At 44.6% G+C, this 24,434-nt stretch carries 25 protein-coding genes; 2 read left to right on the top strand and 23 right to left on the bottom strand.

Translation table 11 applies throughout. From position 1 onward, the window contains the following. Positions 1 to 81: 81 nt before the first annotated feature. Positions 82 to 666, top strand: coding sequence for a helix-turn-helix domain-containing protein (locus tag F3H20_RS04735; RefSeq protein ID WP_149733806.1), 585 nt, complete (start codon positions 82 to 84; stop codon positions 664 to 666). 99 nt (positions 667 to 765) lie between these two features. Here F3H20_RS04735 and rsgA read toward each other — a convergent pair whose 3' ends face one another. After that, positions 766 to 1,845, bottom strand: a complete 1,080-nt coding sequence (rsgA, locus tag F3H20_RS04730; RefSeq protein WP_149733805.1) for a ribosome small subunit-dependent GTPase A — start codon at positions 1,843 to 1,845, stop codon at positions 766 to 768. 331 nt (positions 1,846 to 2,176) lie between these two features. Here rsgA and F3H20_RS04725 point away from each other — a divergent pair, with 331 nt between their 5' ends. Further along, positions 2,177 to 2,563, top strand: coding sequence for a cupin domain-containing protein (locus tag F3H20_RS04725; protein ID WP_223191618.1), 387 nt, complete (start codon positions 2,177 to 2,179; stop codon positions 2,561 to 2,563). Positions 2,564 to 2,568: 5 nt separating this feature from the next. Here F3H20_RS04725 and F3H20_RS04720 read toward each other — a convergent pair whose 3' ends face one another. From F3H20_RS04720 to F3H20_RS04615, 22 genes are all read right to left on the bottom strand, one after another. After that, positions 2,569 to 3,288, bottom strand: a complete 720-nt coding sequence (locus tag F3H20_RS04720; RefSeq protein ID WP_149733804.1) for a helix-turn-helix domain-containing protein — start codon at positions 3,286 to 3,288, stop codon at positions 2,569 to 2,571. A 308-nt stretch (positions 3,289 to 3,596) separates the two neighbouring features. Continuing rightward, positions 3,597 to 4,088 carry an HD domain-containing protein gene (locus F3H20_RS04715; RefSeq protein WP_149733803.1) on the bottom strand — a complete coding sequence of 164 codons (492 nt, stop codon included), beginning with the start codon at positions 4,086 to 4,088 and terminating at the stop codon, positions 3,597 to 3,599. Between the two features lie 139 nt (positions 4,089 to 4,227). Beyond that, positions 4,228 to 7,026, bottom strand: coding sequence for a sigma-54-dependent transcriptional regulator (locus F3H20_RS04710; RefSeq protein WP_149733802.1), 2,799 nt, complete (start codon positions 7,024 to 7,026; stop codon positions 4,228 to 4,230). Between the two features lie 71 nt (positions 7,027 to 7,097). Then, on the bottom strand, positions 7,098 to 8,258 hold the full coding sequence (locus tag F3H20_RS04705; RefSeq protein ID WP_188128200.1) for an amidohydrolase family protein: 1,161 nt from the start codon (positions 8,256 to 8,258) through the stop codon (positions 7,098 to 7,100). Positions 8,259 to 8,362: 104 nt separating this feature from the next. Next, the gene (locus F3H20_RS04700) at positions 8,363 to 9,205 is read right to left on the bottom strand and encodes a PTS system mannose/fructose/sorbose family transporter subunit IID (protein WP_223191617.1); all 843 of its coding nucleotides are present in this window, start codon (positions 9,203 to 9,205) and stop codon (positions 8,363 to 8,365) included. A gap of 1 nt (position 9,206) precedes the next feature. Further along, positions 9,207 to 9,959: a PTS mannose/fructose/sorbose/N-acetylgalactosamine transporter subunit IIC gene (locus F3H20_RS04695; protein WP_149733800.1), complete on the bottom strand. Its 753-nt coding sequence runs from the start codon at positions 9,957 to 9,959 to the stop codon at positions 9,207 to 9,209. A gap of 11 nt (positions 9,960 to 9,970) precedes the next feature. Further along, on the bottom strand, positions 9,971 to 10,441 hold the full coding sequence (locus F3H20_RS04690) for a PTS sugar transporter subunit IIB (RefSeq protein WP_149733799.1): 471 nt from the start codon (positions 10,439 to 10,441) through the stop codon (positions 9,971 to 9,973). A gap of 12 nt (positions 10,442 to 10,453) precedes the next feature. Next, on the bottom strand, positions 10,454 to 10,879 hold the full coding sequence (locus F3H20_RS04685; protein WP_149733798.1) for a PTS sugar transporter subunit IIA: 426 nt from the start codon (positions 10,877 to 10,879) through the stop codon (positions 10,454 to 10,456). A gap of 21 nt (positions 10,880 to 10,900) precedes the next feature. After that, the gene (gene eda / locus F3H20_RS04680; RefSeq protein WP_149733797.1) at positions 10,901 to 11,548 is read right to left on the bottom strand and encodes a bifunctional 4-hydroxy-2-oxoglutarate aldolase/2-dehydro-3-deoxy-phosphogluconate aldolase; all 648 of its coding nucleotides are present in this window, start codon (positions 11,546 to 11,548) and stop codon (positions 10,901 to 10,903) included. Positions 11,549 to 11,574: 26 nt separating this feature from the next. Continuing rightward, the gene (locus F3H20_RS04675; protein ID WP_149733796.1) at positions 11,575 to 12,531 is read right to left on the bottom strand and encodes a phosphoglycerate dehydrogenase; all 957 of its coding nucleotides are present in this window, start codon (positions 12,529 to 12,531) and stop codon (positions 11,575 to 11,577) included. Between the two features lie 247 nt (positions 12,532 to 12,778). Next, positions 12,779 to 14,500, bottom strand: a complete 1,722-nt coding sequence (locus tag F3H20_RS04670; protein ID WP_149733795.1) for a methyl-accepting chemotaxis protein — start codon at positions 14,498 to 14,500, stop codon at positions 12,779 to 12,781. Between the two features lie 642 nt (positions 14,501 to 15,142). Further along, positions 15,143 to 15,928 carry an amidohydrolase family protein gene (locus F3H20_RS04665; protein ID WP_149733794.1) on the bottom strand — a complete coding sequence of 262 codons (786 nt, stop codon included), beginning with the start codon at positions 15,926 to 15,928 and terminating at the stop codon, positions 15,143 to 15,145. Positions 15,929 to 15,945: 17 nt separating this feature from the next. Further along, entirely contained in the window at positions 15,946 to 16,296 is a 351-nt protein-coding gene (locus F3H20_RS04660) for a MerR family transcriptional regulator (RefSeq protein ID WP_149733793.1), read from the bottom strand. Between the two features lie 170 nt (positions 16,297 to 16,466). After that, positions 16,467 to 18,176: a methyl-accepting chemotaxis protein gene (locus F3H20_RS04655; RefSeq protein ID WP_223191616.1), complete on the bottom strand. Its 1,710-nt coding sequence runs from the start codon at positions 18,174 to 18,176 to the stop codon at positions 16,467 to 16,469. Between the two features lie 29 nt (positions 18,177 to 18,205). Beyond that, positions 18,206 to 18,805, bottom strand: coding sequence for a TetR/AcrR family transcriptional regulator (locus tag F3H20_RS04650; protein WP_149733791.1), 600 nt, complete (start codon positions 18,803 to 18,805; stop codon positions 18,206 to 18,208). A gap of 210 nt (positions 18,806 to 19,015) precedes the next feature. Continuing rightward, positions 19,016 to 19,414, bottom strand: coding sequence for a bacteriohemerythrin (locus F3H20_RS04645; protein ID WP_223191615.1), 399 nt, complete (start codon positions 19,412 to 19,414; stop codon positions 19,016 to 19,018). 305 nt (positions 19,415 to 19,719) lie between these two features. Continuing rightward, a complete protein-coding gene (gene hxlA / locus F3H20_RS04640; RefSeq protein WP_149733790.1) occupies positions 19,720 to 20,349 on the bottom strand; it encodes a 3-hexulose-6-phosphate synthase in 630 nt (209 codons plus the stop codon). 46 nt (positions 20,350 to 20,395) lie between these two features. Continuing rightward, positions 20,396 to 21,442, bottom strand: coding sequence for a galactitol-1-phosphate 5-dehydrogenase (locus F3H20_RS04635; protein ID WP_149733789.1), 1,047 nt, complete (start codon positions 21,440 to 21,442; stop codon positions 20,396 to 20,398). 14 nt (positions 21,443 to 21,456) lie between these two features. Further along, on the bottom strand, positions 21,457 to 22,104 hold the full coding sequence (rpe, locus tag F3H20_RS04630) for a ribulose-phosphate 3-epimerase (RefSeq protein WP_149733788.1): 648 nt from the start codon (positions 22,102 to 22,104) through the stop codon (positions 21,457 to 21,459). A 138-nt stretch (positions 22,105 to 22,242) separates the two neighbouring features. Then, the gene (locus tag F3H20_RS04625; protein WP_149733787.1) at positions 22,243 to 23,499 is read right to left on the bottom strand and encodes a PTS transporter subunit IIC; all 1,257 of its coding nucleotides are present in this window, start codon (positions 23,497 to 23,499) and stop codon (positions 22,243 to 22,245) included. A 78-nt stretch (positions 23,500 to 23,577) separates the two neighbouring features. Then, entirely contained in the window at positions 23,578 to 23,877 is a 300-nt protein-coding gene (locus F3H20_RS04620) for a PTS sugar transporter subunit IIB (protein ID WP_149733786.1), read from the bottom strand. A 35-nt stretch (positions 23,878 to 23,912) separates the two neighbouring features. Further along, positions 23,913 to 24,392, bottom strand: coding sequence for a PTS sugar transporter subunit IIA (locus F3H20_RS04615; protein ID WP_149733785.1), 480 nt, complete (start codon positions 24,390 to 24,392; stop codon positions 23,913 to 23,915). Positions 24,393 to 24,434: the final 42 nt, after the last annotated feature.

The raw sequence follows: 24,434 nt of genomic DNA, 5'->3' as shown, positions 1-24,434 counted from the left end.
AATCGAAGAAGACACTACTCTACGGTTCGTTTATTGTCTAAATACCCTTAATCGTCTAAACTACAAATGGAGGTGCTGCTAATGGATTGCGCAAAAACAGGCCAATTGCTCTACCGCTTGCGAAAAGAAAAAGAAATGACCCAGAAGCAGGTTGCCGAGCTTATGAATATCAGTGACAAAACAATCAGCAAATGGGAGCGGGGGCTTGGCTGCCCTGACGTGTCCCTGCTGCCCGAACTTTCCCAGATCTTCGGAGTCAATATTGAAGAAATCCTGTTAGGGCATATCGTACAAAATGATTTAGTCGGAGGAAATATGAAAAAAACTCAATTTTATAGCTGTCCACAGTGCAAAAATCTCATCACTGCCACAGTTGATGCCGGTATTTCCTGCTGCGGCAAAAAGCTGGAACCGCTGGTGGCGGTCAAAGCGGACGAACACCATCAGCTCCAGCTGGAGCCAGTCGAGGATGAATGGTATGTTTCCGCTTCCCACGAAATGACCAAGGAGCATTATATTTCTTTTGCCGCCTATGTGACAGGCGATAAGGTCTTTCTGGTAAAACAATATCCCGAATGGAACTTCCAGTTCCGTTTCCACAAATTCGGCCACGGCAAGCTGTATTTTCATTGCTCGCAGCATGGTCTGTTCTACCAGCTCATCTAAGAAGATCAGGATAATTTGCCCATGTACAATTGCGCCGTACAACACTGCGGCACAATAGAAAAGATCAAGTCCCCTTCCGGGGGCTTGATCTTTTTCTTATTATCTGCGCTTTTGTTTCTGCTTGCCCAAATCTCTTGCCTGTTTGCGACCGCCCACTTCCTTGAACATTCGGTTGGTCTTTTCCTGTTCAAGCTGACGGGAATTCAGTCCCTGATAAGATAATTCATGCTGCAGCTTCACATAATTTTGGAGCCGTCCGGCAGCGAGGGTACCTTCCCGGACAGCGGCCTGCACGGCACAGCCCGGCTCGCTGTCGTGGCTGCAATCGCGAAAACGGCAGCGACCGGCCAATTGCTCGATATCGGCGAAGGATGCCCCTAGATCGGCATTTGCCAGTTGCAGTTCCCGCATGCCCGGCGTATCAATCACCATCCCGCCGCCGGGAAGCAACAGCAGTTGACGATGAGTTGTTGTATGCCGGCCCCGGTCATCGGCCCGAATATGCCCTGTCGCCAAAGTCTCACTGCCGAGCAGGCGGTTGATCAGAGTGGACTTACCGACCCCGGACGAGCCGATGAACGCAACAGTAGTGCCTTCCGCAATATATTGCCTGATTCCGCCATAGCCGTCTTCCTCCATTGCCGTGGTCACAAGTACGTCGACGCCAAGGGCCACAGTATATACCTCCGACAACTTGCCTGACAGTTCCGGACACAAGTCAGCCTTCGTCAAGACGACGACCGGCTTCGCCCTACTATCCCAGACAAGGGACAAATACCGTTCCAGCCGTCGCAGATTAAAATCATGATTTAGCGCCATACAAATAAACACCACGTCTATGTTGGCTGCCATGACCTGGCTGTCATAGGCCGTACCGGCGGCCCGGCGCACCAGGACGCTGCTGCGCGGCAGGCGCTGCTGAATAATAGCGTGACCGCCGCGATTGTCCAGGCGGTCCACCATCACCCAGTCCCCCACGGCAGGATAGTCGCCATTTCCGCTGCCCAAAAACTGCAGCTTGCCGGCAAGTCCGGCCCGCAGCTCGCCCTGTTCCGTAATAACCATATATAACTCTTTATGCTGTACCGATATGCGGGCCAGGTGCAGCTCTTTATATAGAGCAGCCTCCTGTGCAACACCGCTATTAAGTCCCAGACTATAAAGGTTTGACTTTTCCATTTCCGATTGCCTCCCCAAATTTCATGTCTGAAATACCGGGAGGGCTATACGTTTACTGTACTAGCACCTCCCGGCACCATACAGACTCAACATCATATATAAACATACACACAACCCCTTTCTTGCCTTCTATTATATCACAATCGCCGCCTTTTAAACTTCTTTGCCTGGCGTATCATATTTATCCACATCAATATAAGGCCCCCTGCCGCCTGCCACCGCTTTTTATCTTGAATAAATAAACCCGCGCGCTTAAATAACTGCGCAATTTTTTCCTATCAATCGGCCACCCCATCCCGTACACTAAAAACAAATGCTAAAAGGAGTGGTTATGATGAATCTGTTCGACAAGTTTGAAACCGGCCGTTTTGTACTGCCATCCGGTCAGGTTAATTTTGCGGCTGTGGCCTGGTCGCTCCATCCGACCTTTGAAGGAGTGGCGCTCAAGCATCTGATTACCGCTAAAGATGCCGGCGGAGCCTTCAGCTACCATCTGGTTCGCATAGCGCCGGACAAAAAAATCGGCCTGCACATCCACCAGACACAGTTGGAAACCCATGAAGTCGTCGCCGGTGGCGGTGTATGCGTCAATGCGGGACAGGAACTGCCCTATGAGCCGGGAACTATTTCTATCTTTCCGGCCGGCAGCGAGCATGAAGTTACGGCCGGGCCGGACGGGCTGTGCCTGTTCGCCAAGTTCATCCCCGCATTATGTTAAGCAAGTTAAGGTAACCGGCTAACCGCTTGCCTATATACGGCAGGAGTCAGGCCGATGATCTGTTTAAAACATTTAATAAAATGACTTTGGTCGTAAAAGCCCAGGTCAGCAGCAATCACGGTCAACGGCTTACCGTTTTCCAGCATCCGCTGCGCCTTGCGAACCTTATTTTGTAGCTGAAATTGATGCGGAGTCATCCCCAGCTTCTGCTTAAACCGTTTAATGTAATAATATTTGCTGAAATACATACTGTCGGCCATGTTTTGTATGGTGCTGTTGTTTTCAGGGTTTAGCCGCAAATGCTTGACACTGGCCAGCAGATCACCGTCTAAACTCAGGGGCGGCTCACCTTGGTAAAGCGCGCCAACTGCCGTCTCCAGGCATGTAGCTTTAATGGACAGGTCTAAGCGGGCAATATTCTGGGAAAGTATTTCCCGCAGACTGTTGGCATTGTGCTGTTCCATAAGCTCTTTCGGCAGGCAGACCGCTATCATATTATAAACAGAAGGTAATAGCAGCGCATGCATCTGATAAGGTTTGATGATAAAAAAGTGCCCGGGTTGAACGGCAACAGCCTGCTCTTCACAGATAAGAGTAACAGCTCCCGCCAGGACAAAGCCGATCGTATATATCGATACATGATTATGCTCGTGGTAGGTTATCTGCCAGTCTTTAAGATGTATTATTTCCAATTGCTGCGAACGGTAATAAGCTGCCATTCCCATAACATCACCTGCCCGGCTTAAATTAACCTGGGGAACGATTTCATCAAGAGAAGTTCGAAACTACATTATATTTGTATTATATCATCTTTAAACTACGCAGGGGCTGGTACGTGTGATTTTTCCAAGTCATACGTACCAGCCCCTGCGCTACTTCTCTCGTCACTGTCTCTATCGGGCATCATTCAGCCATCCCCCGCTGCAGGCCTGTCACCGGGCGGAAACCAGTCTATACAGGCTGCCTGAATAACCCCGCGAAGTTTCGTGGAATCTATTCATTGCCAAGCATCCGGCAGCTTTTATTCTATTTTTTACATAAACCGTTCTAGTGCCAAGGCTTTGCCTGTGGCGGTCTTGAACTGCTCCTCAATGTACTGCCGGAGCTGCTCTTTGTCGTTTCTAATATCCATATAGGCAAGATTGGCTAATAGGTCGGCCTCCCATTGTATCTGAAAATCCAACCCGTCAATTTTAGCCGGTGTATGATGAAACGAAATAATGTGGCAGACCCGCTCAATAAACCGGGAGTCATAGTGAAGCTCTTCCAATATACGCCTGGCAATCGTCGGTCCCTCTTTTTCCTGATAAATGGCTTCCATCGACCCATACTTGCGTTGCGCTTCCACGGCCCCTATATCATGCAAAATGGCAACAACAGAAATCAGCTCTCGTTCAGACGCCCCAATACCTTCCCCCTCCATGATGAGTTCCGCATCCTGCAGCACTTGGAGCGTATGGTCGATCCCATAGGGCACTTCCCGGAAAATTTCTTTCATTTTGGCAATTACTTTATCTTTGGACATAGTTCCTCCTTATGATGAATGACCTTAGAGAGTGTTCAAGTAACGATGACAGGAAACTGGAATTAACGGAACCGACAATCCGCCAACTAAGACTTTCCCTTGTAAACTGCGGCGCAACCCAGCGTGATTCCCGTAAAATTCATTTTTTGCCTACCTTAAAGTTATTATTTTTCCCGCCAGGCAAACTGCTCAAAAAGTAACATACCTCACCAACCGGAGCCTCCAGTGACAATTGAGCAGCACTTTCTTGTATGATTTTTTCCAAACATTTAAAATCCTGCTCCCGTTCGGTTTGTATCTCCTTACTCCATTGCGGCTCTAATAACGCCTCCTGGGCATAAGCCCGGTCAAACATACACGCCGCATGTAAATAAGTCCGGATAATTACATCTTGTTCCATAGCGCCCTGAAAGAACGCACTCGATATTTTTTCCACCAGTTCCTTGCATACATCCGCTACCTTATACAAGGGCAATCTCTTAATAAATTTGCCAAGCTGCTCTTCCAACAGTTTGTAAACGCTCTTAGACACTTGACTTTCATTCGCCAGCTCATACCTTGCCGGCTGACGGCTTTGCAAAATACTCTTTATTTTCCTTATACCGTCATGACTAAAAAGTTCCCCGGCAGGTACAAAAGGAACGTCCGGGACCTCCGGATTAAAGCTGCCGATAATTAAATTTACTTTTAGTTCGGTTGTCTGAAGCATTGCTTTAATATCTTCTGCGGCACTGGCCATCTTGAATTGCAGGTTGCTCACTTCCGGAATTTCGGCTACTAAAATTTCCTGCAGCTTCTTGGCCACGCCCTGCCCGGTGGCGCAAACCAGCAGTACCACCTTGGGTTCGACTTTTTCCACATTGGCAAGCTTACCATATTGATGACGCTGCCTGATCGTCATGGTATAGTCATCGTAAGCATCATAAATAGCTTTTACTGCATCGTCCAAATTATTTACAGTGGTGGTAAATAAGCGTCTTCCCGCTTCGAGGAGCAAGGCGGTCGTCAGGTTGGGGATCACCCGTACCTGTACGCCTGTTTCCTGACATAAGGTGTCTTCCATCGTCACGAGAAATCCCATGTCCACAATTAAAACGACGCCCAGTCCCTCATCAATCTTCCTGATAATCGTGCGGAGATCTCCCACCGTTTGCATGTTACTGCGGTTCAGGGGAATCTCGTAATATTTTATCCGGTCCATACCCAACAGATTATTAGCCAGTTCCGCCATATGCTGGGCAACACCCCGGCCGTGGGCAACAACAACAATACCGGCATGGGCCTGCCCGTAGTCTTCTCCCCCGTGAATTAAGAACATGGTTAAAAAGCCAAGTTCATCCTCGGGTATTATCGTACCGAGCTTCTTTTCTATACTCTCTTTGTGTTTTTCGGCAATCTTAAACGCCGAACTGTGCTTTTGTTTTATATTTGTTAAATCAGGATTATAAATGGACCGTCCCGAGGCGGACCGTTCCTTAAATTGCTGCAAATGCCAGGCCAGTGCCATAAGCGTGTTTTTACTATAGCTACGGTCAAGACATTCCGCCGCATCATTCACCAGCGCATTGGCAATCTCCCAGACAGGGGCTTCAATAATACTGGCGGGCATATCCACAGAATTGGTTTTCCGTAAAATTTGATCGATAGAACTAAAATACTTTTCCAGATCCTGCCGGGCCTTGATGGTAATCTCTTCGTCCGATATTCCGAGTTGCCGGTAATATTCCATCTTGCGGTCAATGTATTTATAAAAATCAATATGAAAATCATGGACATTATCCTGCTCAGACTGCAGCAACAGACTGTCTGCTTTAATGAGAATGCCCTCTTTAAACAGCTTAGTAACCGCCGTATCCAACACCGATTGTCTTGTCACTAATGAAAAAATGCGCTGGGGAATATTTTTTTCTCTTAATTGCAAATACTGTTCCGAAGCTGTGGAATACTCCAGGTAACTTTTTGCGCAACACAATAAGACATCGTTACGCAATTCACCGATATTGGCAGGACAATGGTAATTCGCAAAAATTTCCAGAACCCTGCCCTCAATAAATATTGATATACCCAAGCGCCTGGCTTCCTGCCGGACAAAATGCACAATAATATTCACCCGCTCGCGGATCGGCCGCTCACTGATGCGCGGCAAGCTGATCTGTACCGGAATCCGCCGGCGAAAAGTCATTAATAAAGAGCTAGATACGTCTTCCGACGTTGCACCGATAATCATCAGTTGCCCTTTGCGCCGCTCCTGGGTTTCCCCCAAGCGCCGGTAAACGCCCTTGTCAATTAACATAAATAAAAGCTCCTGGCCTGTCGGCGGCAGCCGGTGAATCTCATCAAGAAATAAAATCCCGCCTTGCGCCCGCTCGACAATTCCGTCCCGGTCCTCATCGGCACCGGTAAAGGCACCTTTCACATAACCGAATAGCTGCGCTAATAAAAGTTGTTCATTGGCGGCATAATCGGCACAGCAAAACTGCACAAAAGGAATCTCATCCTTTTCTTTTTTCTTCCAGCATTGATTGGCATAAGCCCACATTTCCTCAGCCAAAAGATTTTTCCCGACCCCGCTCTCGCCTAAAATCAATGTATGTAGTCCGTAAGGCGGATAAATAATCGCCGCTTTAGCAAGTTCAATCTGGGCTTTTATACTGCCGTCATAGCCAATAATTTCGGCAAAAGGAATTTTTTCATTTTTGTTTTTGCAGGCCTGCTGCGTTTTAATATTTAGTTCTTCTATATTTTCTTTGATTTGATATAATACCGGACGCGTACCGGTCTTGGTCACTACGCCTTCTTTAAACAAACGATTCAGCTCCAGAGAAGCGTCGCATCTTTGTATAGCCAATTCCAAGGCAAGTTTTTGGGCACTAATTCCGGGTTTGTTAGTTTTTTTATATTCTTTTAAAAATTGTACAATCTTATCTATTCGTGCCATACCGATTACCTCTCATCAAACATCTATCCGGTATCTATTTTTAGCCGTAATTTCTAAATTTTCACATAAATTCAGCTATAACGAAACATAGTTTCCATATGCCGATAGACAATTTTCCCCTCCAGGATGGTCATCAGCGGAACAAGAACCTGAGTTCCATTATAACAGTCTCCATTCTTATTTTCAAAAACGACAGCAACATCCTGTTTTAATTCAAACATGGCAATATCGGCAATTGCCCCCGCTTCCAGTGTGCCGAGCCGGTTTTCCAGCCCCAGTATACGGGCAGGGTTTTCCGTACAGGCCCGGATAACTTCCAGCAACGGCAGTCCCAGATTTAAGTATTTCGACAGCAATAACGGCAGTCCGTATATTTGCGGATGAAAGAGTGTTGATAATGTTAAGTCCGTACTGATTATATCAGGCCCAAACCCTTCCTTTAGAGCAGGAATCAGTACCTGATAATCATAGTTTCCCTTCGCATCGGCACTGTCAAACAGCACGCCATGCGTTCTCGCGGCCTGGATGCTGCTCTTGATACCGCCGTCTTGCTCCAGTATTGTGCTGTTCAGTCCCTGATAGCAGTGGCAGAGAATATCCCCGGCCTCTAGCTGAGCAGTAATAGTCTCCAGCGGCAGCGCTGGATTCTTGCCATGAACAACCAGCCGGGTATCCAGTTCCCTGGCAATAGCAAGGGTTGCCTGGAGTGGGACCTGGCCCCAATCACCAATGATCGCTTTATCGCAGCGAAGCTTCAACCCGCATATTTCCGGAAATTTACTTATCATGCTTCTGATGCGGGGAAGATCATAGTACTGAGGATTGATTTGTTCAGGAAAGTTCCCGCCCAGTTGGCCCATGGAGGATATATTAAGGTAGGCAAACAGCTTCATCTTGCTGCGAAGTATGACATTTTGCCTAAAGCTTTCATAGTTGGCGGCTCCGGCACTGCCTGCATCAACGGCTGCCGTAACCCCCATCGGCAATAATGCGGAATCCGGAAAAAAGCCATATTCCGAGCCGCCGTCAAAAATATGCACATGATGATCAATGAGACCAGGCGTAATCAGATAGCCCTTGGCATTGATCACTTGTTCAGCCTGCAGGTCACAAGCTGGCTGCAACGGGAGGATTTTTCCGTCCCGAATTGCCAGATCCTGCTGCTCCATAAGATTATTCTTAGGATCAACGATGGTTCCACCGGAAATCAAAATATCCACTTTTTCTTTCATAGTCATCCTCCCGTCCTCGTCAGAAAAAATAAAGGAATTTAGCTCTACAATGTCCGTCTTAACGTAGTAGAGCTAAATGCACCATTTAATTCACAAATAATTATTTAAAAGATGCCCAGCACACCGCCGGCAATGGCAATAAGCACTAAAATCAACATGGATTTGGTCGCCGATATTCTTTTCTTTTTTAACATCCAATAAGTGCCTAAAACCAATAATAGCGGTAATATATGTGGCATCAAGGTATCAAAAATTTTCTCCTGAATATTGATCTGGGACTGACCGATATTCAAGACGACCGGCGTAGATAGCTTGACAAAATTAGCCGACAAAGCCCCCAGCGTGATAGCCCCCATAGCCGAAGCCGCCACTAAGATCCGGTTTAACAAATTGCTTTCCATGAGCTGCTTAATCCCTACCTTGCCCATAGTATAACCCCGCATGAACATAAAATAGCCCAGTCCCCACAGGCAGAGTAACATTAAGACCGCGTAAAGCACCGGCCCCATCATGTTCCCGGTGCTGGCCAGGGTAACGCCAAAGGCAATAAAGATCGGGTTAAGCGTCCCCTGCCAGATGGTATCGCCCACGCCGGCAAAGGGCCCCATTAAGCCGGTTTTAATGCTATTAATCATATCGCCGCTAATCGGCGCGCCATTGGCCTTGTCTTCTTCCATGGCTATAACCATGCCATTGATAACACCGCCAAAATACGGTTCCGTATTAAAAAACTGCATATGCCTTTTAATGCAGGCTTTGTATTCTTCCGGATCATCGCCATATAACTTTTTTATAATAGGTGCCATATGCTGAACAAAGCCGGTTGCCTGTAACCGTTCATAGTTGTAATTAGAATGAGAAAAAAAGTTCCACATCCAATAAGCGCGTACCAGATCCATCTTTGATAATTGTTTCTTCTTCTCCATGACCGTTTCCGCATCCTTCATCTTACTGTACCTCCTTCATATTCATGGCATGAAAGTATGAAATAATGGTGGCAAAAATAGCAACCGCAATAATGCCCAAATTGAAATATACACTCATGGCAAAACCCAGAATAAAGAATAACAGCGTGCCTTTCCGTCCCATGGCGCTCATGTTCATGGCAATCCCTAAAGCCGGCAGCATGCCGCCGATAATACTCATTACGTGCAAAGGCGTTCCCTGCAATAAATTGATAATGGATTTAATAATATCCCCGCCATAATAGGCCCCCAGGGTTACAGGTATTACGCAAATAATGAACATAAAAATCTGCGGCGGGATAATATGCAGAAAACAAATCTTATCCAAATTTCCTTCCTCGGCCGCTTTATCCGCCATATGGACAAAGGTAACATCCACAGTCATATGGGTTACCCAAATAATCGTACCCAATAAGCCAATCGGTACGGCAATCGCAATCGCCACAGACGACTCAAGGCCACTGGCCAGCGCAACCGCGGTCCCCAGCGTGCCCGCCAAACCGGCGTCGGAGGGCAAAGCCCCGCCGGCGGTAATAAAGGCAATATACGGTAAATTAATGGCAGCTCCAATAATACAACCTTGCACAGGATCGCCCAGAATCAAGCCAACCAGGGTCCCGCCCACGATGGGCTGGCGGATAATATAACTCCCCAGAACGGTTGGCCAGGGATTCCCGTTGGTGCCCATATAGTATACAATACCAATTAATATAGCCTGAATAATCGATATTTCCACAATAACGCCTCCTATAAAAGATCTTCAATATTTATTTTTTTATCTTGCGGAATCACCTGAATGGAGATGGACAGCCCCTTTTCCAGCAACTTCTTTATGCAGTCTTTCTCCGCTTCCGACATCGATATATTTTTATAAAATTTACTCCGCTCCGCATTGCCGCCCATGCCGCCGACATTTAATTCCTTAATAGCAATACCGGCCTCCGCCAAGGCTAAAATAACAGCCGGGGTTTTAACCAATAAAAACACTTTATCTTCAGGCAATGCGGCAAAAGTCGCTATCATATCCGCAATGGACAACACGGTCATTTTGTATCCCGGCGGCACAGCACCCTTTAAAATCATTTTTACAAAATCATCCTGCGCGGTTAAATCATCAACAATGATAATGTGATTAGCGCCGCTATAATTCAACCAACTGGTTACAACCTGACCGTGGATAAGACGGTCATCTACCCGTGAAAACACGATCTGCGCCATGCCTTTTCCCTCCTACGACTCTGCAGCTTGCTGCATTTTTTTTATCATATCACGATTTAACAGGGTGATGCTTTCTTTAGCGGCCTCCAGGCATTCACAGGCCAGCACAGCCTCATTCAGGGAACTTTCCCGCTTAGTTAAGACATGCAATAACATGGGTAAATTCACCCCGGTAATTAATTGAAAATCGTATGTTTGCAATAAGGAAAACGCAACATTATAGGGGCTTCCTCCCAGCATATCCACTAATACAACTACGCCTTCACAAGTTCGCAGGGAAATGAGTTCTGCTTCCAATTGCCCTCTGAACGCTTGAATAGAATCACCGACATGCAAGGTAAGGACCTTTACATTATTCTGTTTTCCCAATAAAACTTCTGAAGTTTTTACCACCCCTTCGCTTAACTCCGAATGGGTAGCGATAATGACACCGACCACGTTTAAAACTCCTTTGCACCGTTATGATCTTGCTTGTTTGATCGCTGCCGCAAATTCTCTGGCGGCAGCGGTAACCTTTCCGTAATCACCGTCCTTTTTATGCGCCTTCGATATATAGCTGCCCACACCTAAAGCGCTGCTGCCTGCAGCAAACCATTCCTGCACATTAGCAGGATTAACTCCGCCGGTTGGTACAATGGCAGCCTGCGGCAACGGCGCTTTAATCGTCTTAATATATTGGGGGCCTAAGAACTCGGCGGGGAATATTTTTACAAAGTCCGCGCCGCTTTGCACAGTATTAAGCACTTCTGTCGGCGTCATCGCGCCTGATATGGTCACCGCCTGATAACGGTTGGCCTGTTCGATCATGGCCGGATTCAGATTGGGACTAACCAGCAGTCTGGCGCCGGCAAGCATGGCGGCATTGGCGGTTTCCGCATCAAGAATGGTTCCCGCGCCGACTACAATATCCTGACCTTTGTATTTATCAGCCAGATAGGCAATCACTCCCAGGGCATTAGCGCAGCTCATCGTGATTTCAAGCGCTTTGACACCGCCCGCTACCGCCGCTTCGGCAACCTTTTTTGCTTCGTCCTCCTGATCCGTCCTAATAATTAACACCATACCGCTATCTACAATTGTTTTTACTATCTCATATTTGGTCTGCACGATGGAAATAGCTCCCTTCTCAATCCTTAGTTTGTAACGGCAAAGCGTGGCTCTTGCCCCGCTAACACCCGAATAATTTCCTCGGCGGCAATGACACCGGCATTTACAATGGCTTCTTCCGTATAGGCCCCGGCATGAGCGGTAAATGTAGTATTGCTTAACTCGGACAGCAAAGAATTCCTGGGCGGCTCTTCGCAGAAAACATCCAAAGCCGCACCGGCAATTCGGTTGTGCCGCAACGCCTCGTATAAAGCGTCTTCCACCACCAGCTCGCCACGGGACGTATTAATCAGAAAAGCGGTGCTTTTCATTCTACTAAGCCGCTGCGAGTTCACCATCCCCACTGTTGTGGCAAGGGCCGGCGCATGCAAAGAAACGAAATCGGCCGTTGAAAAAAGTTCATCCAGCTCCACATAACGTACAGCATATTGATCGACAAGCTCCTGCCGGGGACAGGTATCGTAGGCCATGAGGCTCATGCCAAAAGAAACCGCCCGTTTCGCTACCTCCTGCCCAATATGCCCTGTGCCAACAATGCCTAACACTCGATTATTCAGTTCAACACCTGTATGGCGATACCATTCGCCATTTCTAATGGCTCGATCCATCCCTGCGATATTTCTTGCTGCGGCAAGGATAAGACCCATTGTCAAATCAGCCACTGATTTACTGTTTGCCCCCGGGGTAATCGTCACCGCAATACCAAGCTGTTTAGCCGTTTCCACATCGATGGTGTTATAACCCACCCCCTGCTTGGCAACAATTTTCAAACTGGGGCTTCCTGCCTCCAAAACACGTTGGGTTACCACATCACTGCCGGCGACCATCGCGCTAGCCCCCTGTATCCGCTCCACTAACTCCGCCTCGGTCAGCGTCCTGTCAAAGGGGTTCAGGATTAATTCGTAGCCCGCTGCTTCCAATAGTTCGGTCATTTTGGCGGCGCGCGAACGTGCCCGGGAGCCAATTAGAATTTTTTTCTTCATATCCCTCTCCTTAACGATTGTTGTGGCCACATAAACATATAGTGCAAATGTCATGCCACCACACATAACCCTTGAATCTTCAAAGTTAAAAAGCGGCGTTGCAACACAAGCCTTAGTGTTGCAACGCCGCTCCAATCATAAATAACAGACCGAATGCAAATTCGTTGCTTTGAAAATAAGGATGCTGCAAAACGCCTTAACAGCGAAATGCAGCACCCCTTATTTTTACTTATACCATTTTATTATGCTAGATTTTAAATTTTCCGATAGCAACTCGTAATTCTTCCGCCATTTTTGCCAAACTCCTGCTGGACGATGCAATTTCTTCAACCGAGGCGGATTGTTCTTCCGTTGCTGCAGAGATAGTCTGAGTTTGCTCAGCGGCTTTCCGGCTTTCATCGTCAATATCCTGCACAGAATTAACAACATTTTGAGTACCGCTCGTAATCTCCTCGATCGCATCAGAGATTTCGTGTATTTGACCGGTTATGTCTTTTACCATAGTCAAAATTTCACCAAAGCTTTGACCGGCTACCGTTACAATCTTAGCCCCTTTATCCACTTCGTTCTTACCATCATTCATATAGGTTACTGCACTGTCGGTCTTTGCCTGTACTTCACTAATCAACTGAGTAATTTGTTTTGCCGCATCCTGAGACTGTTCGGCTAACTTCCTGACTTCTTCGGCTACTACAGCAAACCCTCTTCCTGCCTCACCAGCCCTGGCCGCTTCAATTGCCGCATTTAAAGCCAATAAATTGGTTTGCCCTGAAATGCTGGAAATAACATCGACAATTTGCCCAATCTGCTTTGATTTATCTTCTAACTCTGTAATTACAATAGCCGTAGCGTTGGTTTTCTCTTCAATAATCTGCATCTGGCTTACCGCTTGTTTAATCGCTTCTTCTCCATTGTTAGCCGTCATAGCCGTCTTTTCGGCAGAATCGGAAACTGTTTCCGTATTTGACGCAACCTGATTAATTGCGTTAGAAATTTGAAGGACTACGCTGCTTGCATTATGAGCTAGCTCTAGTTGTTTCTCTGCACCTTGAGCCACCTCGGTTACTGATCCTGCTACCTGATTAGAGGCTTGAGCCGATTGTTCTGCACTTGCGGTCAGTTCCTCAGAAGAAGCTGCCAGTTGTTCGGAAGTATTAGCTAACTGTCTAATTAAATCCTTTACATTCTTATTCATTGTAGCGACGGCTTTGGATACAGTACCAAATTCACTTTTATCATTTAAATTCTGCTGAGAGACTTCTCTTGTAAAGTCGCCTTTGGCTACGGTATCCATAAAGATGGCAACATCATTCAAGCGTTTTGTAATTCTTTTGGTAATCAATACTCCAAGTAAAATTCCAAGTAAAATAGATGAAAGAATAACAATAACAAACATAGTATTCGCGAATACAAAATCTTTATGATTTTGTATATTCATTTCTTCCACAGATTTTTTTGTCTCTTCGCCTACTACGATCAGTTTTTGCATAAATCCATCCGCTAAAGGCTTCGCATCCTGAGTATATAAAGCATATGCTTCGGTATTTTTATTTTGTGAGGCAAGAGAAATAACTTTACTTCTTACTTCTCTGTACTTTCCTAATATTTCCCGCATTTCTTTGACATCCGCCCTGCTTTTGTCATCTATTGGCATTTGTTCAAATTTAGTCAAGTTGGCATCAAATAGTTTAACATTCTCACTAATGGAATCCGCCAATGCTTTATTCTCAGTTTCATTGGTCGTCACCATTAACGAAAACAAGTTGCCTTCAATTCTTCTCGCATACACACGGTTTTCATTTATAAGCTCAAGTTCAGTAATTTTTTCGTTGTACATTCTATCCATCGCCTGGTTGGTTTTATTTAAAAAATAATACCCTACACCACCAACACATAATAAGGCAGTGACAAATACAACAATTAACAGGGCAAGTTTACGTGCTACTTTTAGATTATTTAACCAGTTCATTAATTAATCTCCTTTTTAATTACAAATAATTATTGTTTAACATTGATTCGAATTAACTCTGGCATAATTCCACAAAATTCTACAAATTCCTTTTATATTTCCAGATATAAACTCTTTTAAATAATGTAATTTATAGAACAATGTCATTAGCGCAAGGTTCACTTACTATCCCTTCACCCACGCTGTCCATCCAACAACGGTTGTACCTCCTCAAGAAACTTACAAAATAAGTAAATTACCAACCTCTATTTAAAATTATATACAACAGGCATGCCTGCATCAATTACCTTGAAAGCTAGAAAAAAACACTATTATAGAATATTACTATCCTCTAGGGATAGCCCTACAATATGTAAATCCCACGAAAACAGGCCACTCCCGGGAAAGTACGGTCTCATTTAGTCAGCAGGGATTATCGCCAGCAGCCGTTAGACAACAGTTCGCATAATCATACCGTCCTCATTCTACAAAAAGCGTATCTACAAACTAAAATGAGGCTGCACCCAAAAATCAGTGTACAACCTCATTCATCGTGTAAATATAGGCTTAAAGCTTATTCAGCCGATTACAAACAGCTTTACGTGAATTACTTTAATAAATATCTTATTTGAAAAACACCCCTATTTCTGATGGCCCGTTTTTCTAAATATTTAATAATCGGGCAATATTTCCGCCCAGAACTTCTTGTAAAACCTGCTTGTCGGGAACAATCTGTTCCAGTACGGTACGGGCGGCGAGCGGCGAGGCATAGGGAGCGTCTGAACTAAAGAGAGTCCGTTCAGGATATTCCTGAATAGCAAACGACGGCGCCATGGTCGTAAAAGTTGCCGACAAATCAAGATAAACCTGGGGCAAATCCCGTACTGCTTTCAGTGTATCCAACCAGTTTATCCCCCCTAAATGCCCTACGATCAAAGGAATTGTCGGATATGCTTGAGCCAAACCAAGAAGCTCCCTGATGTCAGCAAAGCTCAGAGGGAAAAAGGCATGAACCCAAAGGGGAAGGTCACCGGCTTCATGAGATGCCCGAAACAGGGGTTCTAACTTTCCGACTTGTCCTGTACCCGGTGCAAGTTCACCAATCCCTTTAAAATGATTTGCTAAAATATATTGACTGATCCACTCCAGATTTTCCTCATAAGACAGTCCCAACGGAATTGGCCCAAAACCAACATATTTCTCAGGGTCGCTTTTCACAGTTTGCGCCAGCTCAATGCTTGAGTCTATTCTTGCCTGGACCGGATTGTTTCTTCCGTTTAGAATGTCATATAAGTTTTTCAATTCAACTGCAAACTCATCGAGATTTTGTGCCGTTTCCGGATGAATAGTCGTAGCAAATAAAATAGTACGGTCTACGCCTGCCTGCTTCATCATTTCTAGTTGCCGCTCCTGCGGCAGTATAACATGCGCGTGACTGTCGATAATCATAAAAAGATCCTCCTTCCTTAATTCTTTTCAAGTTCATTAATGCGCTCCTCCAGACGAATTTGCACCTGTTGCAAAACGGCCATCTGCTTATTTACTTCTTCCAGCTTCGTTTTATAAAGCTTATAGGCTGCCTGGCATAACGGCCTGTTTGAAAGCGAAGTTGGACAATCAATAATGCGGACAATATCCTCTGTCGTTAAACCCAGGCTCAAATACAACTGAATGATTTTTACTTTTTGGACTGCTGTTTCGTCGTAATCACGATAACCATTGTCAAGCCTGTTCGCATGAAGTAAATGTTTGGTTTCATAATATCGCAATGACCGGATGCTTGCCCCTGTTTTTAAAGATAATTCCTTGATCAGCATCGTTAACTCTCCTCCGCTTTTTATTATAAACTATGACATTATTGTTATAGTCAATTAAATCTTAGCGTACAAAATCGTGAGGAAAACAGCAAAAAAGGGAGCTGTTTCAGTGCAACAGCTCCCTTTTTTGCATTTTGCCAACAGCCTCTAAACCTGTAAGTTTCAGCCTATTACACCTTAAATTTGTGAACCGCGCCCTGCAGTTTCTCAGCCATAATAGACAACTCCTGACTAGAAGATGAGATTTCCTCTATAGATGCGGAATGTTCCTCTATGGCCGACGAAACTGTTTGCGTCCGGCTTGCCGACTTTTTGCCTATATCATCAATGTTACGCATGGCAGTCACAATCTGCTGACTACCCGCTGACAACTGCTGTATGGCCGAAGAAATTTCCATTACTTGCGACGATACGTCATCAATAAGCGAGACGATTTCTTTAAAGCCCTTCCCGGCGTTAACCACTACCTCCGCGCCGGTTTTTACCTGCTGGCTGCCCTCGTTCATGGCTGTAACCGCCCTGCTGGTTTCGGCCTGGACTTCACCGATCATTGTAGCAATCTGGCTCGCTGCCTCCTGGGCTTGTTCCGCCAGTTTACGCACTTCTTCGGCGACCACGGCAAAACCTCGTCCCTGTTCTCCTGCACGGGCCGCCTCAATAGCTGCGTTGAGTGCCAACAGGTTGGTCTGGCTGGCAATACCGGAAATAGTATCGACAATCTGCCCTATTTCTTTTGAACGCTCGCCAAGCTTTTCTACGGCCTGTGCTGAAGCTCCCACCGTTTCTTCAATACTTTCCATTTGGACCGATACCAAATCTGCCGATTGGGAACCTGCTGTGGCAGCTTCAGCGGTTTTCGAGGCCGCTCCACTTACCGTATTGGCATTGCCGGCTATTTGTTCAATAGCCGTCGACATTTGCATGACGATGTTAGTAGCATCCTCAATGGCATTTGACTGTTCCTGTGCGTCTTGTGCAACTTCCGCAATGGTAACTGTGACATCTTCCGTCGCTTGAGCAGCTTGATCGGTGCCAGCCGTCAATTCTTCCGAAGCTGCCGCCAACTGCTCGGCAGTCTGTGTAATATTAACTACTAAATTACGCAAGTGCCCCGCCATAACATTGACTTCCTTGCTAAGTTGGCCGACTTCATCTTCATATACTACCGTAGCCTGCCGATCGGCAAGATTTCCGGCCGCCAACTGCTTTACTTGTGAAACCATCTGATTTAACGGGACAGCGATCAAACGGGAAATCAGCCAACCCATTCCCAGGGCGATGAGAACCGTCACTAGCGTTGCAGCCAGGCCAAGACGGTCGTTGTACACCGCAAGAGCATTATTAGCTGTTTTTTCCTCTGCTGCGATTTTCGAATTATGTTCAACCAGTTCATCCAGCAACTTATTTAAGCTCTCCAAATGACCTGCGGCGTTTTGCGTAAAATACGCATAACCTTCCGCCTGCCTCCCTGCCATCGCCAGATCCAGCGCTCTTTGCCATTCACCCCGATAGGCTTTCATTTCCTCCATTACCTGGGGCACCGTCTGGGCCTCATAAGAATCCAGCTTTGCCTGGGAATAATCGCTAAGCAGGCTTTCCACTTTGGCCTTATGTTCGCCGATCTCCTTTAGCAGCACCGCTTGTTTGGCTTTATCCTGACTGAGGAAAATCGCTAAGGTGAGATTTTCATTAATTCTGCTTTCTGCTCGCACCGAGTTAAGCCACTGAATCGGCAGCAAGCGATTGTTATACATATCATTAAGGCTCGTGGCCATGTTCGTCGTTGCATAATGACCTAAGTAGCCGACAATAAGCAAAGAAAGTGTCATGAGAATAATTAAACTAAGAATTTTTACAGATGTTTTAAGATTTCGCAACATCTTAATCTCTCCCCCGCTATTGGCAATGTTTATGTTGCCTTAATTGACTTAATGATCAACTCCATCATGGCTTGGGCACCTTCGACGATGTCTTCAATTGTTTTTTCAAGCGTGAGAAACGGGACCAAATATTCGGTAAATGCTTCCCTCACCAGCTTCGCAGTCAATGGAATATTATCAATCTCAAAGGTGCCCTCCCGGACACCCTGTGTCAGAATTTCTTCAAGAATGCCGATCACCTTCAATTTTATCGTCTTTCCCAAATCTGTCGGCTTAAAGCCTATATGGCGGAAATTTTTTATTTCCTTGACAAATTCGGTAAACGCCCGGTCTTTCTGCATTTTGAGATTGACTGCCTGTACAAACCCGATCATGAATCGGCGGAGCCGCATTTCCGCAGGAGCCTGGCAAGACACCGATAATTCTTTCAATAGCTGATCCATCTCTTGTTGTGCCCGCTCAAGCAAGGCGTCAATTAGGGCTTCTCTGCTGGCAAACTCATTATAAATTGTCCCCACACTACAGCCTACTTCGCGTGCAACATCGCGCATGGTTGTTCTATTTATGCCGTGATCTGCAACAATCCGCATGAAAGCATCCAAAATCTGATCACGTCTCTGACCAGTCACTTTTCGTCCCCCTTTTATTATAGACAGGAAGCACCCAATGACTGTCTATATCCGTTTATAAATATTTGAACATTTTATTTATTTGTTCAAATTATACTGCAACTTTTTTTAGTATGCAATATTTTCCATGATAATTTTATTTATTTTCAATACATTAATATTCAGCAAATAGAAAAAGAGCCTTTCGGCTCTTAAAAAGTTATAAAGAAATTACATTTCAGCCAGCAATCTGTCCTCTTTTAGAATATGTGTTATAAGCCAATCACAGACAAAATACAATATCTCATTAAGATATTTGTTTTGTTCATTATCAATCTTAGAATAATCAACTGCGTTAATCTTTTCTATAAAATCCTGATGCAACACCTTATGGGAAAAAAACTTTTTATAACCGTTCTTTAGCATGTAGTCTTCTTCCATCTTGAAATGGTAAATCGTATATTCTTTTAATTCCGTTATTATTGCCACGATGCCATCATACTTGTCGGTAATAAATTCGTCGCATAGTAACTCTTGTATGCGATTCACAATTTCAAATAATTTCATGTGTTGTTTATCAACCTCAGGAATACCAATACTGTATTCATCTTTCCACTTTGCAATTGCCATAACCGCCACTCCTCCTTTTTTCAACATTTCGCGACAATTTTTACATATCCTTCTTAACAAAAAATCAATGTTTACCATCCGTCTTACAGAACCGGTTCAGGCGCGTTCCTCCGTCGTTATGCTGCCGTTTCTCACGGCGCCACTACATTATCAGTTTGATGACCTTCCTGGCAAGAAAACCTTTTTTCCTGCCGTTACTGTAACCATGATCTCTGACTTCTTGCAGTTTAGATCGATTACCAACTCAAGACAAATAAAAAGGAGCTTTTACCCGATGGGCAAAAGCTCCTGGCTAAGCTACAAATTTAATCTCTCATTAGTGTACGAATTTTTCCGGCTTCTTCCATAGGATTCTTAGCTTTGAAGATTCCACCTCCGACAATTAAAATATCCGGCTGCCGGGCTATATATTGGCCAACCGTTTTGCTATTAATACCACCGGCCACCGCAACCTCACAAGACTTGACATGTTTTTGGATTTCAATCAAATCATCCAGCGGGGTTCTTCCCCTGGCCTGTTGATCCACCCCGGTGTGTACAGCAATGACGTCTACGCCCAGCGCTTCTATCACCGGGACCCGTGCAGCCAAATCGGGGATGCAAATCATATCCACCATGACCTTTTTTCCATATTTTCTTGCTTCATTCACACACTCTTTTATTGTTAAATCATCTGTAACGCCTAAAACCGTTACATATTCCGCACCGGCCTCATAGGCCAAGCGCGCCTCATAAGCCCCTGCATCCATGATTTTTGCATCGCATAGAATTTTCAGGTCAGGAAATTTCTTATGAATCTGTCTGATGGCATCCCTTCCGGCGTCTATAAGAAGCGGGGTTCCCACTTCAACAATGTCAACATAAGGAGCTAACGTCTCCAGTGCCGTCAGCGCTTCTTCCACAGTAAGCTCATCAATAGCCAATTGTAGCTTCATATTCTTCCCCTCGTAAAATAAATTTGTACGGTTCCTTCCATTTCAATTATGGATGAAGGATAACTTTGCCAAACAGTTCCTTTCTTTCCATCAACTTTTCAAAAACTTCCGGACCTTTGCTTAAAGGCAACCGATGTGTAATGATCTCCTCAGTGTTAATCTTTCCTTCGGCAAAGAAATGAACGCTATCAGACCATTCTTTACCGGGAAAGGGTGCCGAAACATTACTCCATGATCCCCAAACCGTTAATTCACTTCTTAATATTTTTTCAAAATAATATCGCTTGACCGTAACATCACCATAAGGAATACCCAAGAAAACAACGCCGCCACCTTTTTTAGCATAGGCAAATACCTGGGAAGCCGTGATGGGAGATCCTGCAGCCTCCATTACGAGATCTGCTTTTAATCCCTCGGAATGTTGTAAAATAACCGCTTCCGTATCTTCCTGTAGAGAATTGATAATTACATCTGCCCCAAGTCTTTTGGCTATCGCCAGCTTGGCATCGTCAATATCAATAGCTATTACCTTTTTGGCGCCAAAAACCTTAGCCCATTGAATGGCAAGTAACCCTAACGAGCCGCCGGCTCCAACTACCGCAACGGTATCCCCCACCGACAAGGAAGTTCTATATAATCCATGAAGAACTACCGTGGAAGGCTCCATCAAAGCCGCCGCATCAAACGAAAGGGAATCAGGAATCGGTACAAGGTTTTGCGAAGGCAGGCAGATATATTCCGCAAAGGCACCCGGACGTTTTGCGCCAATAGCAGTATTAAAGTCACTCCGGTTATATTCCCCTTTTTTATAATAATAGTCTTCTCCGTCAAATACAACCGGGCAACCGGCTACTCTGTCGCCCTTTGCGACATTGGTAACCGCCGTCCCTGCCTCAATCACTTCTCCGGAAAATTCATGGCCCCAAATCATTCCCGGAATATAAGGGCCTAACAGCTTATATCTGGATATATCCGATCCACATATCCCTGCTGCCCTAACTTTCACAATAACATCATTCGCACTCTGAATGACCGGATTTTCAGCTTGTTCAAACCGGATATCCCGAACCCCGTACAGTTTTAAAGCATCCATAGTATCACCCCTTATCATCTGTTAAGTGCCTCTTGTAATGTGAATATATTTTTCTGCTTATCTCCGTCAAATAAATAGCTGCCCACCACGAACATAGATGCACCTGCATCAAATGCTTTTTTTATTCTTTGCGGATTCATCCGCCCGTCAATCTCAATGGCAATATCACGATCAGCAATGATATCGCTTGTTTCTTTGATTTTCTGATAAATAGTATCAATAAACTCCTGATTCCAATGTCCCGGATTAATCGACATAAGCAAAACGAAGTCAATCTCTTCAACCATGTATTTTAAAACATCTGGCGAAGTTCCCGGATTAAGGGCAATGCCTGCTTTAACTCCCCGTTTTCTAATATTTTTCACCACTTCATGGATATGCGGTGTTGCTTCATAATGAACGGAAATTAAATCTGCGCCGGCATCTATCACCCTGTCAATGATCCGTTCCGGTTTATTAACCATCAAATGAACGTCCAGGCTCAGGGACGTATTCTTTTTGATTTTGGCAATTTGATCAGGACCAAACGCGATATTGGGCACATAATTTCCGTCCATCATATCCACATGTAAAACTTCTATATGATTATTTTCCAAAAAGGTTATATCACCAATCAGATTTACTATATCCGCATTAAAAATAGAAGGAATTATCTTTGCCATATACTTGTCTCCCATTTAAATTTAATCAAGGTATTTACCCGCCTTGCTTATTGATTGAATATAATAAATTTTCAATTTTTACGGGTTGCGTTTTACCGGCGGCATACCTGTTTACAGTATGCATTCAGCTGGCTGCCATCAATGAAGAACCGAACTAAACCAATAGATAATCACACCCCAAATAGGTGAACCCACCGATACATCGGTGCCCAATCCTGTAATAGTTAACCCGGCCGCTTTCAACATTGCCGTAGCTCCGGGTGCGACATAAGCGCAGGTATACATGGAGATAACGCAATAGGTAAGGGTCGAAATGACCGATCTAACCAAATTACCATTGCTGGCAAGAGTACAAACCACTGCAAAGTAGCAAACGGAGGTCAACATGCCTACCGGGAAAAACTGAACACCCGGCAGAATCAGAGCAAACAAAATGACAAACGGTATCGTAATAACCGTTGTGGTAATGGTTGTAGGATCACCCAAACCAAGCGCCACGTCCATACCGATAGTTAATTCTTTTTCCTTATCCAGCTTTTTCTTCATGAAACTATTGGCTGCTTTGCCAACAGGTGACAGGCCTTCCATCATGATACTAACCATCTTGGGCATTAAAAGCATGACCCCGGCAACACCGATCCCCATGGTGACAACACCGGAGAAACCCTGTTTTGTCAATACACCGAGTAAGCCGCCAACAAACAGTCCGATAATAATCGGATCACCGATGATTCCCAGTCTTTTATTTACGTTCTCTATGCTCAAGTCCACTTTATTCAACCCCGGAATTAAGTCAATAATCTTATTAATAAGCAGGGCTACCGGGAATGTCCAGGCGATTAAATTAACAGTTGTGCAGGTAGTCCCTTCAAGTCCGAAATATCTTTGCCAGATAGGAGCTAATTTATCGCCCACAAACAACGCAATCACCGACATCAAAATAGTAACCAAAAAGCCTGCTATAGCACTATTAAACAACACGTAAGTTAAAAAGCCCGGAATCAGAAAATGCATGTAGTTCCATATATCAATATTCATGGTTTTTACTGCACCGAATTTAATAAGTGCCAAATTAATAAACAGGCCTACCGGAATTGCCAGCGCAGCAAAAGGAGCCATCCAGGATGCGGCACCGACTGCTGCCCAGCCGATATCGACAATGGTATACCCGGAACCCAGTTTCTGATAATACGCAACAGCCGGTTCTAACGTAGTCGTTAACAAAGTTACAATTAATCCTAACCCCAGAAACCCTAACCCAACCGTTAAACCTGATTTAATGGCATCACTTAATTTCATTCTGAAAAACAGGCCTAATCCGCAGATGATAATTGGTAAAATAGCTTTGGCACCTAACCCTAGAATTTGCTGAATACCTGCCAATAGTGTCTCCAAAATAATCCCTCTCCTTTGTTTTATTTTTATATGATAAAAGTAAAGTAAGAATCCGAAAAACCGTATGGGCGCAAGTTTTTACAACCGTTTATAAATATCTGAAATCGTTTTTCCTACCTTTTCTCTCAAAGCATCTTCATTAATCCCAGTAATAAAACCGGTGAGGCTCATATGAGGCAATTCAGTTTTTCCCGTATAATTATTGGTTGTAAAAATAATATCCACACTTTGTTCGAAAGAAGCAATTTCAGTCATGCTGCACTTAACAATCTCATAGGGAATCTTTAACTCCCGGCAGATCTCTTTTACTGCATCAGCCGCAATCGTGGATGTGGCAATCCCGCTGCCACAGGCAATCAAAATTTTAATTTTAGCCATTTTCCATCATCCTTTTCATATATTTTTAATACTAATTATTTGATATTCCTGGACAAAGACTGAGTCTTGGTTAATAAGCCGGCAATTTGATCAGGCGATGAAGTTTTTTTCATTTCTAAAATCAAATGTTTATTTTGAATAATCGTTATCACTTCCTTTAAGACTTTTAAATGGTCCTGATCATTGTTCATTCCTAAAAAAAACACATATTCCACCGGCAACTCGATCTGAGGATCATCCATTTTATTCATCGTAACAGGCTTTTCCAGAACAACGACACTAATAAATTCCTTTTTTATATTCCCGCATTCACTGTGAGGTATGGCTACGTAATAGTCTTCCATATCCAAACCTGTAGGAAATTTAATTTCCCGTGCGAGGAGACTTTCATAATACGTTTCCGTAACAAAATTTTTATTGTACAAACTTTGCGCTACTGTTTTAAATAGATCTTCTTTGTCTGCAAATGATTTATTTACCCAGATAAGCTCCGGATAAACATATCGATTAATCATAATAGATGATCTCCTTTTTCTTTTGTGATTTATCTATAAGGT

The sequence above is a fragment of the Propionispora hippei DSM 15287 genome (assembly GCF_900141835.1).
In the GTDB taxonomy this organism is placed as follows: Bacteria; Bacillota; Negativicutes; order Propionisporales; family Propionisporaceae; genus Propionispora; species Propionispora hippei.
Note: the sequence above shows the minus strand (reverse complement) of the source record. Positions and strands in the feature narration are given on the sequence as shown.